Source organism: Stenotrophomonas sp. YJH_SMC_12-1, from assembly GCF_059370935.1.
Genome location: NZ_JCAFUD010000008.1, coordinates 199484 through 212376 on the forward strand (window position 1 = coordinate 199484; position 12893 = coordinate 212376).

The 12893-nt window shown below is 66.5% G+C and carries 10 protein-coding genes; 4 read left to right on the forward strand and 6 right to left on the reverse strand.

What is annotated here, in order from left to right; translation table 11 throughout:
• Positions 1-26 precede the first annotated feature (26 nt).
• From AC5P8Y_RS16240 to AC5P8Y_RS16250, 3 genes are read right to left on the reverse strand one after another with little or no spacing between them, the layout of a single operon-like run.
• Positions 27-869, reverse strand: a complete 843-nt coding sequence (locus AC5P8Y_RS16240) for an ABC transporter permease subunit (RefSeq protein WP_005408823.1) — start codon at positions 867-869, stop codon at positions 27-29.
• Positions 866-1798: an ABC transporter permease subunit gene (locus AC5P8Y_RS16245; protein WP_049454030.1), complete on the reverse strand. Its 933-nt coding sequence runs from the start codon at positions 1796-1798 to the stop codon at positions 866-868. Before AC5P8Y_RS16245 ends, AC5P8Y_RS16240 begins: the two co-directional genes overlap by 4 nt.
• On the reverse strand, positions 1795-2931 hold the full coding sequence (locus tag AC5P8Y_RS16250; RefSeq protein ID WP_033834728.1) for an ABC transporter ATP-binding protein: 1137 nt from the start codon (positions 2929-2931) through the stop codon (positions 1795-1797). The genes AC5P8Y_RS16245 and AC5P8Y_RS16250 overlap by 4 nt, the downstream gene beginning before the upstream one ends.
• A 274-nt stretch (positions 2932-3205) precedes the next feature.
• On the opposite strand from AC5P8Y_RS16250, the gene AC5P8Y_RS16255 reads away from it, so the two are divergent.
• Complete coding sequence (locus tag AC5P8Y_RS16255) at positions 3206-4606, forward strand: flavin-containing monooxygenase (protein WP_164227182.1); 1401 nt, start codon at positions 3206-3208, stop codon at positions 4604-4606.
• Positions 4607-4644: 38 nt separating this feature from the next.
• Here AC5P8Y_RS16255 and AC5P8Y_RS16260 read toward each other — a convergent pair whose 3' ends face one another.
• The 3 genes from AC5P8Y_RS16260 to AC5P8Y_RS16270 all read right to left on the reverse strand — a co-directional run bounded on the left by AC5P8Y_RS16260 (position 4645) and on the right by AC5P8Y_RS16270 (position 8001).
• A complete protein-coding gene (locus AC5P8Y_RS16260; protein ID WP_005408819.1) occupies positions 4645-5754 on the reverse strand; it encodes a polyamine ABC transporter substrate-binding protein in 1110 nt (369 codons plus the stop codon).
• A 91-nt stretch (positions 5755-5845) separates the two neighbouring features.
• Positions 5846-7243, reverse strand: a complete 1398-nt coding sequence (locus AC5P8Y_RS16265; RefSeq protein WP_005408818.1) for a glutamine synthetase family protein — start codon at positions 7241-7243, stop codon at positions 5846-5848.
• Entirely contained in the window at positions 7240-8001 is a 762-nt protein-coding gene (locus AC5P8Y_RS16270) for a gamma-glutamyl-gamma-aminobutyrate hydrolase family protein (RefSeq protein ID WP_164133510.1), read from the reverse strand. The genes AC5P8Y_RS16265 and AC5P8Y_RS16270 overlap by 4 nt, the downstream gene beginning before the upstream one ends.
• A 161-nt stretch (positions 8002-8162) precedes the next feature.
• Between AC5P8Y_RS16270 and AC5P8Y_RS16275 the strand changes: the two genes are divergently transcribed.
• The 3 genes from AC5P8Y_RS16275 (at position 8163) to AC5P8Y_RS16285 (ending at position 12847) form a co-directional block, all read left to right on the forward strand.
• Positions 8163-9440 carry an NAD(P)/FAD-dependent oxidoreductase gene (locus AC5P8Y_RS16275; RefSeq protein WP_049402721.1) on the forward strand — a complete coding sequence of 426 codons (1278 nt, stop codon included), beginning with the start codon at positions 8163-8165 and terminating at the stop codon, positions 9438-9440.
• Between the two features lie 50 nt (positions 9441-9490).
• Positions 9491-11095, forward strand: a complete 1605-nt coding sequence (locus AC5P8Y_RS16280) for an MASE1 domain-containing protein (protein WP_033834724.1) — start codon at positions 9491-9493, stop codon at positions 11093-11095.
• 198 nt (positions 11096-11293) lie between these two features.
• Positions 11294-12847: an MASE1 domain-containing protein gene (locus tag AC5P8Y_RS16285; protein ID WP_495202091.1), complete on the forward strand. Its 1554-nt coding sequence runs from the start codon at positions 11294-11296 to the stop codon at positions 12845-12847.
• Positions 12848-12893 lie beyond the last annotated feature (46 nt).

Here is a 12893-nt window from a genome sequence, read left to right on the forward strand (position 1 = left end):
GCCGGCGTTGTCGGCAGACCGTGTCCTCAGCCGTTGTCCTGCCGCGCCAGCTGCAGGTCGCGCTGGCGCCGCTTCTCGGCGCGGGCGTTGATGTACCAGCCGATCACCGCGGCGATCGACACCGCCGACACCAGCAGCGTGGCCAACGCGTTGATCTTCGGGCTGATGCCCATGCGCACCGAGGCGAACACCTTCATCGGCAGCGTGGTCGAGCCCGGGGTGGCGACAAAGCTGGCCACCACCACGTCATCCAGCGACAGGGTGAACGCCAGCAGCCAGCCCGCCACCAGCGCCGGCGCGATGATCGGCAGGGTGATGCGACCGAACACGGTCAGCCGGCTCGCTCCCAGATCCATCGCCGCTTCTTCCAGCGACAGGTCCATTTCCTGCAGCCGCGAGGACACCACCACGGTGACGAAGCACAGGGTGAAGGTGACGTGGGCGATCCAGATGGTGGCCAGGCCGCGTGCCGGGAAGCCGGGAATCGCGCCCATCGATGCCAGCAGCGCCATCAGCGAGAAGCCCAGGATCACATCCGGCATCACCAGCGGTGCGGTCACCAGCGCGCCGAACAGCGGCTTGCCACGGAAGCGCTTGAAGCGGGTCATCACCATCGCCGCCAGCGTACCCAGCACGGTAGCGGTACAGGCGGTCCAGAACGCCACCACCAGGCTGGTCCACATCGCATCCATCAGCGCGCGGTCGGCGAACAGGTCGCTGTAGGCACGGGTGGAGAACCCGGCCCAGACCATCGCCAGCCGCGAGCTGTTGAACGAATAGAACATCAACAGCAGGATCGGCAGGTACAGGAAGGCGAAGCCGAGCAGCAGCACGCCCAGCCCCAGGCCCTTTGCGCTACGCGGGCTCATGCCTGCTTCCCTTCCAGCAGGCGCTGCTGGGAACGGTTGAACAGCAGGATCGGCACCAGCAGCAACAGGATCATCGCCACCGCCATCGCCGAGGCGCCCGGCCAGTTGCGGTTGTTGAAGAACTCGTTCCACAGCTGGCGGCCGACCATCAGCGTTTCCGAGCCACCCAGCATTTCTGGGATCACGAATTCACCGATCGCCGGAATCATCACCAGCATGCAGCCGGCGATGATGCCCGCTTTGGACAACGGCAGGGTGATGCGCAGGAACGCCTGCCACGGCCTGGCACCGAGGTCGTAGGCCGCTTCCAGCAGGCGGTGGTCATGCTTGACCAGATTGGCGTACAGCGGCAGCACCATGAACGGCAGGTAGCAGTAGACGATGCCGATGTAGGCGGCGGTCGGGGTGTCGATCAGCTGCAGCTTGGGCAGACCCATGCTGGTCATCAGCGATTGCAGGCCGGTGAACTGCAGGAACTGGTCGAGCAGCCCATTGCGGTCCAGGATCGCCTTCCACGCATACACGCGGATCAGGAACGAGGTCCACGACGGCAGCACCACCAGCATCATCGCCACGTTGCGAGCGGCGGGCGACAGGCGCGCGATGGCATAGGCCATCGGATAGCCGATCAGCAGGGTCAGGAAGGTCGAGATCGCCGCGATCTTGATCGAGCTCAGGAACGCCTGGGCATAGATCGAATCGCGGAACAGCGCCAGGTAGTTTTCCAGGTTCAACTTCAGCGAGAAACCGCCGTCGGCGTACTGCAGCAGCCAGGTGTACGGCGGCGAGCCGACCCGGCTGAGCGAGAAGCTGATCATCAGTACGATCAGGAACGGCACTGCGAAGAACAGCAGCAGCCACAGGTACGGAATGCCGATCACCGTGGCACGCAGCCCCGGCAGCCAGCGCTTCAGGCCGGCGGTGCTCATGAGGTGAGCACCACGCCGTCGTTGTCGCGCCAGTGCACCCACACCTCGTCGCCCCAGGTGAGGCCATCACTGGCCCAGCGCTGCGAATTGGCGAAGTTGGCCAGCACCTTGGCGCCGCTGGGCAGGCGCACGTGGTAGACCGAATGGCTGCCGAAGTAGGCGATGTCCTCGATCACGCCCTGGGCCTTGTTGGTGTGCCCTTCCGGTTCGTCCTTGCCGATCATCACCTTCTCCGGGCGCAGCGCGAACGCGACCGGCTGCCCTTCATAACCGGTGATGCCATGGGCGATGTAGATCGGCGCCGGGAACAGCGGCGAGCGTACGGTCACGTACTCCGGCAGGTCCTCGTCGATCACCCCGTCGAACAGGTTGACCGAACCGATGAACTCGGCGACGAAGCGGTTGGCCGGCTGCTCGTAGACCTCGTCCGGCTTGCCGACCTGCTGGATCCAGCCGGCATCCATCACCGCGATGCGGGTGGCCATGGTCATCGCTTCTTCCTGGTCGTGGGTGACCATCACGCAGGTCACGCCCGACGATTCGATGATGCTGACCAGTTCCAGCTGCATCTGCGAGCGCAGCTTCTTGTCCAGCGCGCCCATCGGCTCGTCCAGCAGCAGCAGCTTCGGCCCCTTGGCCAGCGACCGCGCCAGCGCCACGCGCTGCTGCTGGCCGCCGGACAGCTGGTGTGGCTTGCGCTTGCCCAGGTGGCCCATCTGCACCAGGTCGAGCATCTCGCCGACGCGCTTGCTGATCGCGTCCTTGCCCAGGCCATCCTGCTTCAGGCCGAAGGCAATGTTCTGCTCGACCGTCATGTGCGGGAACAGCGCATAGGACTGGAACATCATGTTGACCGGCCGCTGGTACGGCGGCAACGCATCCAGGCGCTGGCCGTCGAGGGTGATGCTGCCCTTGGTGGGCGTCTCGAAGCCGCCCAGGCAGCGCAGCAGGGTCGATTTGCCACTGCCGGAGCCACCGAGCAGAGCAAAGATCTCGCCCTTGCGCACGTCCAGGTTGACGTCGTCGACGGCGACGAAACCGTCGAATTCCTTGCGCAGGTCACGAATGGAGAGATAGCCGGGCACACCGGTCGTGTCAACGACGGCGGCTACCGGCTGGGCTTCAACGGGCATGGGGGCTCCGGGAGCGGGCGGTGGACAGCGGCCGCCATTCTAACGGCCGGGGAGGCCCAGGGGATATGACGGCGGCAGGCGGAAGCGGCCGCTGGCCGGCTCCGGGGGCCCCAGGAGTGTCGGTTTTCCCCCGCCATGGTGGCCTGCCCGCGCAAAGGCCCGGGCTCCCCTGGACGACCCTGCGGCCGTCCCGGCCAGACACCACAGGCGACGCCTCGATCTGCAACGTTTTTCAGAACCGGATCTGTTGAAGGCCCGGGGCATTCCCCGCGCAATGGCCCTGATCAAGGCCTTGCATGGACCCACCCTCGTGACTTCCCCGGACAGCCCCTCCCCTTTCCCGCCCCGCCTGCCGGGCTCCCTGCCTGCAAGGCTGCCGCTGGTCATCATCGGCGCCGGCCAGGCCGGGCTGTCCCTCAGCGCGCTCCTGCAGGAAGCCGGCGTCGAGCATCGCGTGCTGGAGGCCGAAACCGTGGGCGCCAGCTGGCAGCGGCGCTGGGAGTCGTTCCAGACCAACACCGCCAACGCGACGATGGCCCTGCACGGCCATGCCTATGCGGGTGACGACCCGGAAGGCTTCATGGGCGCCCCGGAGGTGATCCGTCGGCTCCGCGACTATGCCGACGAGCGCGTGTTGCCGATCAGCGAAGGGTGCGCGGTACATCGGGTCGCGCCCGAGTGCGGCGGCTATGCCATCGACAGCAGCCAGGGGCTGATCCATGCCAGCGCGGTGGTGGTCGCCACCGGTGAATACCGCCGTGCACGGATGCCCCGGGTCCCGTTCGCGCCCGCGCCAAGCCTGACCGTGCTGCACTCGGGCGACTACCGCAGTGCCCGCCAGCTGCCCGATGGCGCCGTGCTGGTCATCGGGGGTGGGCAGTCCGGCGCGCAGATCGCCCAGGACCTGCGCGACAGCGGTCGCAGCGTGCACTGGTCACTGGCCCAGCGCCATTCGCATACCCGCCGGCTGCGCGGCAAGGACTCGATGACCTGGTGGGACATGGCCGGGCGCATCCACCAGCACGTGAGTGAAGCAGCCGCCGTACTGGCCGGGGAACCGGATGCGCTGCGCAAGGCCCGCACCGCGGAGTTCCCACTTATTTCCGGCAAGGGAAACGGTGGCCTGGGTAGCTCGATCAGCCTGCTGGCGATGCACCGCGCGGGCATCAGGCTGCTGGGCCGGTTGCAGGGCTTCGATGGAAACGTCGCCCGCTTCGCCGATGTGCGCCCGCAGCTGCGTACCGCGATCGAGGCCACGCAGGCCGAGTACGCCTATCTCGATTCGCTGGCCAGCGCGTACTACGCCACGCGTCCCGAGCCACGCACCGACGATGCCCGCTACATTCCGGAGGAGGTCTATCTGCACTGGGAGCCGGACGCCGCCCCGCGTGAACTGGATCTGCAGGCGGAAGGCATCCGCTCGGTGGTGCTGGCCACCGGCTTCGTCGCCGAATGGCCCTGGCTCGACGTACCGGGCGCGCTGGATGCACATGGCTACCCGCTCGGCGACTTCGGTGTTTCACCGCAACCGGGGCTGTTCTTCATCGGCATGCACAACCTGCAGCGGATGAGTTCATCGTTCCTGTGCAACGGCGGTCGCGATGCACGCGACCTGCTGCCTGCCATCCTGCGGCACCTGGGCCGAAGCGGGAGTACCGGCATCGACCCAGGGTAAGGCAGCCGCCGGGCATGACGCGGCGGCACCAGGCCGGCTCAACGGCCGGTCTTCACCTCGGTCCACAGCCGGGTGTAGAGCTTGTCGGTTTCCGGCGTGTTGATCGAGTACGTGAACATCTTCGCGGCCACGTCGGCCGGCGGGTAGATGGTCGGGTCGGTACGGATCGCCTCATCCACCAGCGGGGTCGCGGTCGGCACCGGGTTGGCGTAGTGGATGAAGTTGGTGTTGGCCGCGGCAACCTTCGGCTGCAGCAGGTAATTGATGAAGGCGTAAGCGGCCTCCGGATGCTTGGCGTCCTTCGGGATCGCCAGCATGTCGAACCACTGCGGGGCGCCTTCCTTCGGGATCGAATAGGCCACGTGCACGCCATTGCTGGCTTCCTCGGCGCGGTCGCGGGCCTGGATGATGTCACCCGACCAGCCGACCACCAGGCAGGTGCCGCCATTGGCCAGCGAACCCACGTACTGCGAGGAGTGGAAATTCTGCACGTACGGTCGGATCGACTTCAGCAGGTCGGCCGCCTTCTGCAGCTCGGCCGGGTCACCGCTGTGCGGGTCCAGGCCCAGGTAATGCAGCGCGATCGGGATCATGTCGGCCGGCGTGTCCAGGATGGTCACGCCGCAGTCCTTCATCTTGCTGATGTTCTCCGGCTTGAACACCAGGTCCCAGCTGTTGGCGATGTCGGTGCTGCCACCGAAACGCTGCTTCAGCATCTCCACGTTGTAGCCGATGCCGGTGGTGCCGATCATGTACGGCACGCCGTACTGGTTGCCCGGGTCCTGGGTGGCGATGCGCTTCATCACCGCCGGATCGAGATTGGCCAGGTTCGGGATCTTGCTCTTGTCCAGCGGCAGGAACACACCGGCCTGGATCTGGCGACCGAAGAAGTTCAGGGTCGGCACCACCACGTCGTAGCCGCTGTTGCCAGCCAGCAGCTTGGTCTCGACCATCTCATCGCTGTCGAACACATCGTAGGTCACCTTGATGCCGCTCTCCTTCTCGAAGGTCGGGATGGTGTCCTCGGCGATGTAATCGCTGTAGTTGTAGACGTTCAGGACCTGGCTGTCCTGCGCGCCGCCATTGCCACCGCCACAGGCGGCGAGCATGGCGGAGGCCAGGCCGAGCGTGAGGATACGCAGCTTCATCGGGTGCTCCAGAATGCGGGAAGGGGGGCCGGCGGGGCCGGCGACGGGTGCCAGCCTACCCCCCGGCGGCGGATTTTTCTATTCCGGATGCTTAGACGTTCAGCAGCAGGAACTCGCGCTCCCACGAGCTGATGACACGGAAGAAGGTCTCGTATTCCTTGCGCTTCACCGAGATGTAGGCCCGGCAGAAGCGTTCGCCCAGCAGGGCCTGCAGTTCGCTGCACTGCTCCAGCCCATCCAGCGCTTCGCCCAGCGAGCGCGGCAGGTTGTAGCCCAGTTCCTTGGCGCTGCCGGTCACCGGCGCATCCGGTGCCAACCGCTCGCGGATGCCCAGCAGGCCGCAGGCCAGGGTCGCCGCCATCGCCAGGTAGGGGTTGGCGTCGGAACCGGCGAAGCGGCTCTCCACGCGCATGTTTTCCGGCGTGTCCAGCGGCACGCGCAGGCCACAGGTGCGGTTGTCGAAGCCCCAGTGCACGTTGCTCGGCGAGACTTCGCCGAACACCAGCCGGCGGTAGGAATTCACGTTCGGCGCGAAGAACGCCATCGCCTGCGGCGCGTACTTCTGCAGGCCGCCCAGATAGTGGCCGAACACCGGGCTGAACTCGCCTTCGGCATCGGTATCGCCAGCGAACACATTGCTGCCGTCGCTCACCCGCACCAGGCTCTGGTGGATGTGCATGGCACTGCCCGGCTCGTTCTCCATCGGCTTGGCCAGGAAGGTGGCATACACGCCGTGGCGCATCGCCGCCTCGCGCATGGTGCGCTTGAACAGGAACACCTGGTCGGCCAGGTCCATCGCATCGGCATGGGTGAAGTTGACCTCCAGCTGCGCCGCACCGGATTCGTGGATCAGCGTGTCCACATCCAGCTTCATCGCATCGGCGTAGTCGTACATCAGGTCGAGGATCGGGTCGAATTCGTTGACCGCATCGATCGAGTACGACTGCCGCGCGGTTTCCGGGCGCCCGGAGCGGCCGGCCGGTGGCAGCAGCGGGAAGTCCGGGTCGGTGTTCTTCTGCACCAGGAAGAACTCAAGCTCCGGCGCCACCACCGGCCGCAGGCCCAGCTCGGCGTAGGCCGCCAGCACGCGGCGCAGTACGTTGCGTGGCGCCAGCTCGTGCGGCTCACCGTTCTTGGTGTAACAGTCGTGGATGACCTGCGCGGTGGCGTCGGCCGCCCACGGCACCATGCGCACCGTGTCCGGATCGGGACGCAGCATCATGTCCGAGTCCGACGGCGAGGTCAGCTCGTAGTAGTCATCAGGGAACTCGCCGGTGACGGTGGTGGCGAAAATGCCTTCGGGCAGCCGCGTACCGTAATCATGCGAGAACTTGTCGGCGGGAATGATCTTGCCGCGCGCGTTGCCGGTGATGTCCGGGACCAGGCATTCGACCTCGGTGATGCGCCGCTCCTTCAGCCAGCGCAGCAGGCTGCTTTCCTGCGGTGCGGGGGGCGTAGCCGTCTTGCGCGGGCGCGTTCGGGAACTCATCGGGAATCCAGTCGGTTCTGTTGGTGCTGCCGGCAAGCTTGGCCGAACGCACGGAAAATAGCGTGATAGAACGGCGAGTCCATGACACGCCACTCCGGGTGCCACTGTACGCCGAGCACGAAACGATGGCGTGGGCTGCGCGCTGCCTCGACCAGTCCATCATCGGCCCAGGCCTCGACCTGCAGCCCGTGTGCCAATCGGTCGATGCCCTGCCCGTGAACCGAATTGACCTGTGCGCGGTCACCGCCTTGCCACTGCGCCAGCCAGCCATCCGCCGCCAGGGCGACCGCATGGGCCGGCCCGTACTGCACATCAACCGGCGCCTTCGGGTCTTCACGATGATCCGAAAGACCGGGCGCCGCGTGCACCTGCGGATGCAACGTGCCACCCAGCGCAACGTTCAGCTCCTGCAGGCCGCGGCAGATCGCCAGCACCGGCAGGTCCAGCGCCAGCGCCTCGTGCAGCAGCGCGAACGCGTTGGCGTCACGGGCCGGGTCATGCGGATTGCCCGGCCAGCTGCGACCGCCGTCGTAATGCTGCGGTTCGATGTTGCTGACCGCACCGGTCAACAGCAGGCCATCGAGCCCCTGCAGCCAGTCGCCGGCCGGCAGCGGCGGCTGCACGCTCGGCAACAGTACCGGGGTCACCTCGGCGGCCTCGGCCAGCGCGCGCACGTACTTCTCGCCGGCCACCGCGAAACGGTGATGGCCGAGCACGGTGCTGTCGGTGGGCAGGCCCACCCAGGGCAGGCGGCGCATGGGAAAACTCCTTGGCGTGCCGACACGTTACCCGCCGTCAGGCGAAGGCGGCAAGTCGTCGCCGTCACACCATGGCTGTCACGCATCGGCGAAACTACTCGGGTGAATGCTGATCGTCCTCCCCCGCTCTCCTCCACCGCACTGCGCCCGCGAGGCCTGCGGTGAGTGCCGCGTTCCCGCCCAGCTGGTATGCCGCCAGCCTGCCCGAACCACCCGCGCTGCCCCCGCTGCAGGGCGAGGTTCAGGCCGATGTCGCAGTGCTTGGTGCGGGCTACACCGGCCTGACCGCGGCCCTGGAACTGGCCTCACGTGGCCAGCGCGTGGTGGTGCTGGAGGCGCAGCGGATCGGTTGGGGCGCGTCCGGCCGCAATGGTGGCCAGGCGCTGGTCGGCTACGGCTGCGAGGTGGACGAACTGGAGCGTCAGCTGGGTCGTGATGATGCACGCCACCTGTTCGACTGGTCGCGCGACGCGGTGCAGGCGATGCGCACGCGCATCGATCGCCACCGCATCGACTGCCATTGGGTTGAAGGCCACGCCAGCGTGGCCATCCGTGAACGCCACGAGCGTGACCTGCGCGCCAACTGCGAGCACCTGCAACGCCACTACGACTACCCCATGCAGTGGTGGGGCCGTGACGCTCTGCGCGCGCAGCTGGACAGCCCGCGCTACCGCGCCGCGATGTTCGACCCGCTCAGCGCACACCTGCACCCGCTGGCGTATGCACGCGGTCTGGCCGATGCAGCGCGCGCGGCAGGTGTGGTCATCCACGAGAATTCGCCCGTCGTGCGCATCCAGCGCGGGCCACGGCCGAGCCTGCACACTGCCCAGGGCAGCGTGCGCGCCATGCATCTGGTGGTGGCCGGCAATGCCTGGCTGCAGGGCCTGCTGCCCGAGCTGGAACGGCGGATCATGCCGGTGGGCACCTATATCGGTGCCAGTGAGCCACTGGGCGCAGAACGTGCCCGCGCCCTGATCGGCAACAACATGGCCGTGGCCGACACCGCCTGGGCACTGGACTACTTCCGCCTCAGCCACGACCACCGCCTGCTGTTCGGCGGCCGCGCCAGCTACTCGGCACTGCCCCCGCCCGGCCTGCGCGGGGTGATGCAGCGACGCATGCACGACGTCTTCCCGCAGCTGGCCGACGTGGTACTGGACCAGGTCTGGGGTGGCTACGTGGACATCACCCGCAACCGCGCCCCGCACTGGGGCCGGCTGGACGGCAACCTGTACTTCGCGCAGGGATTCTCCGGCCATGGGGTGGCCGCCGCCGGACTGGCCGGCGAGGTGATCGCCGCCGCCATTGCCGGCCAGAGCGAGCGTCTGGACGTGTTCCAGCGCCTGCGGCATGCGCCCTTCCCCGGCGGCCGGCTGCTGCGCACGCCCCTGCTGGTGGCGGCGATGTCGTGGTACAAGCTGCGGGATGCGTTGTGGTAGCCGGGCCCTTCCCAGCCACATAATCGGCGCAGGAGCTGGGGAGCACGTGGATGCAGTGGTGGAAGGACGGCCTGCTGGTGAGGATACGGGTCAGCCCAGAAGGGCTGGCGCTGGCGCTGCTCTATGCCCTCGCCTGCTGGGGTGCGCGCAAGCTGTCACTGGACCAGTTCTTCCTGCCTGCCGGCGTGCGGGTGGCCGCGCTGTTGCTGTGCCCGCCGCGTCTTTGGCCCTACCTGCTGATGGGTGAATACGCCTACTTCGCGCATCTGCGCATCCCCCTGATCAGCAAATACAACCTGACCTGGGTAATCCTGGCCTCGGTGTTCCTGATGCCTGCCGTGATGCTGATCGTGCGCCTGCACCGGAAGCTGCTGGCACGCACCACGATCGTCGGCGTGATCTCCATTGCGGTATGCGCCGCGACGGTCGTCAGCCTGCTCAACCTCGGAATCTCGTATGTGATGTGGGCACCGTTGCATGAAGAGACATTACTCACCAATGTGCTGCGCTATGCGCTGGGCGACTTCACCGGCATCCTGATCCTGGCACCCCTGGCATTGCTGTGGATCCGACGCGCCGAGGAAAAATGGACAACCGGGTCTGTCGCGGCCACGGTCGCAGCACTCGGCGCCATGCTGGTCATTGGCCTGCAGGCGACGCCGGTACCGGCCTCGATCACGGCCCCCGGCTCGCTGCAGCTGCTGTTGATCCTGCCTATTCCCGCGATCGCACTGACCTGCCTGCTGGGATGGCGCGGTGCGGCCATCGGTGTCGCCGCCGTTAACATGATTCTTGGCCTCAGCACCCCCGCCGACCATCCGACCGCATTCGACCCGGCTACCTTCGCTACCCAGCAGGCCATGGCCATCGCCAGCATCGCCCTGCTGTTGCTGGGTGCGCGCATCACCCACTTCCAGACCCAGCACCGGCTGCACGAGGAAGATGGTAGAGCGGCCCTGCAGCTTGCTCGGAATTCACACCTGGCCAGCGAGATGGACCTGCGTGAGCGCGCGGCCCATCTGCGCCAGCTGGGCGATGGCATGGACCTGTCGCTGAACGAAATGGTGAACTGGCTGCATGCGCAGGGTCATCACGCCGTGGCCGACAGCCTGCGGCATACCTCTGAGGTGCATTCGCGCCTGTTCCGGGCCCAGGCCAGCATGATCTATCCCGCCGCCCTGGAACAGCTGGGCCTGTACGTGGCGTTGCAGGCTGGCGGGGTGCGCGAGGCATGGAATGCTGCGCATCGCATCGGCCAGCCGAGGTTGAAGGGTGACCCCTGCGCACTCGGGGTCGGCCTGCAGCTTGCTGCCTATCGACTCGTGGTCGATGCGGTCTCGCTTCTATTGAAGTGCGAGTGTGGACAGATCTCGGTCAGTATCCGCTGCGGAAGCTCCTTCCGGAAGCGTGGTGCCTTCATCTGCGTGGCTCTTCTGGACCGCCACGCATCACTGGGAAGCCGTGCAAAGGCGCTGGCAAACGAGCAGCTGCTGGGCCGAGTGCTCGCACACGCTGGCCACATGGACCTGAGTGGCAACAGGCTCAGGATGGTGTTGACCGAAGCACGGGACGCTCCCCGCCAGGCAGGCACTACTGAAGCCTTGAGGGAAAGCACACGCTCCATGGACACTGGCGCCCCCCGGGCCGCGATCTGACTATCCCGGTGAAAGGAGCTGCAGATCATTGCGCGAAAGTGATCTTTGGTCGGCGCCGAACCCACCCCGTCAGGATCTGGCGCCGGCGTGCAATTGCGCCCCCCTGCTTCCATCGATACTGTCATCCAATGGCGCGTCATGGCGCGTTCAAGCAACCCGCACGGCCGCTGCCATGTCACGAGCAAGGGAGGCTCGGGTTTGGACCGATTCAAGAAGGCAGTTGAACTGAGCCTCCGTATCCGGCCAGCCGGCATCGCACTCGCGGCCGTCTATGCGCTGAGCTGCCTCGGCTCGCGTCAGTTTTCGCTGGATCAGTTCTTCCTGCCGGCGGGCATCCGCGCAGCGGCACTGCTGATCGTCCCGACCCGCCTGTGGCCCTACCTGCTGCTGGGCGAGTACGCGCACTTTGCAACGCTGCGCATCCCCATGATCGACACCTACGGCCTGGATTGGGTCATCCTGGCTTCGACGCTGCTGATGCCGATGGCGATGCTGGTGGTCTACCTGCATCGGATGAGAATGCCGTCCGAAGCAGCCACCGGTCTGTGGCTGCTGTCGCTGTCGTTCTGCACAGCGTTGTTCGTGCCGGGTCTCAACCTGGGCATTTCATATGTCCTATGGTCGAACCCACCACCCAGCAACCTGCTGGACGCGGTCGACCGGGCGATCTTTGGCCACTTCGCCGCCATCATCACCCTGGTGCCGTTGGCATTCCTCTGGTCGCGGCGGCAGGCCGACCCCGGTTGGACAGACCGTTTCGTCGCCCCTACCGCCTCGGCGATCCTGGTGATGCTGGTGCTGGGCCTGTGCATGCAATTGACACGCGCCGACGCCCACACGACGCGGACACACATGGTGCTGCTGGCCGCCCTGCCCGCCATCGCCCTGACCTTCATGCACGGGTGGCGCGGCGCAGCCATCGCGATTCCGTTGTTGAACCTCCCCCTGCACGGCGCAACGCCCAGCACTGGCCTGCCTTCCTCGTTCGACCTGGGCACGTTCACCACCCAACAGAACATGGCGGTGATGAGTGTCGCACTGCTGGCACTCGGTTCCAGCATCAGCTATCACCATCAGCGCGCCCGGTCCCGCGGCCTGGCCGAGGCAACCACGCTGCGCCTGGCACGCGGCTCACTTCAGACCAGCGAGCGTGAGCTGCGTGAACGGGCCGTCCACCTGAAGCACCTGGGCGAGGGCATGGACAATTCGCTCAGCGAGATGGTCAGCTGGCTGAAGTCCCAAGGCCACCATGCGGTCGCAAACAGCCTGCAGCACGCGTCGTCGGTACATTCACGGCTGTTTCGCGAACAGGCCAGCCTGGTCTATCCCACCGGACTGGAGCACGTCGGGCTCTACATCGCGCTGCAAGCCGGCGGTGCATGCGAAATCTGGAACAACACGCATCGCGTCATTCCACCCAGGCTGGCGGGCAATCCCTGCCTGCTGACCGTGGATCTGCAACTGGCCATCTATCGCTCGCTGATCGAGGCGGTTTCACTTCTGCTGGAACTGGAAACCGGGCAGGTCTGCGTGCGCGCCCGAAGCGGTCGGGCAGGCAAGCATCGCGGCATTGTTGCCGTGGTGAGCCTGCTCGATCGTGGTTGTCCGCTTTCCACGCGTACCACCCAACAGGCCGTCGAGCGCCTGGCCGGACGGATGCTTGCCTACGGCGGAACGGTCCACTGCCGCAGCAATCGTCTGCGGCTGGTCCTGCATGAACCGATCACCCACGCGTCGCCAGCGGCGGCCTGACGCGGAATCTGGCCCGGCGCGCAACGTTCGCCGCTAAAGTTACACC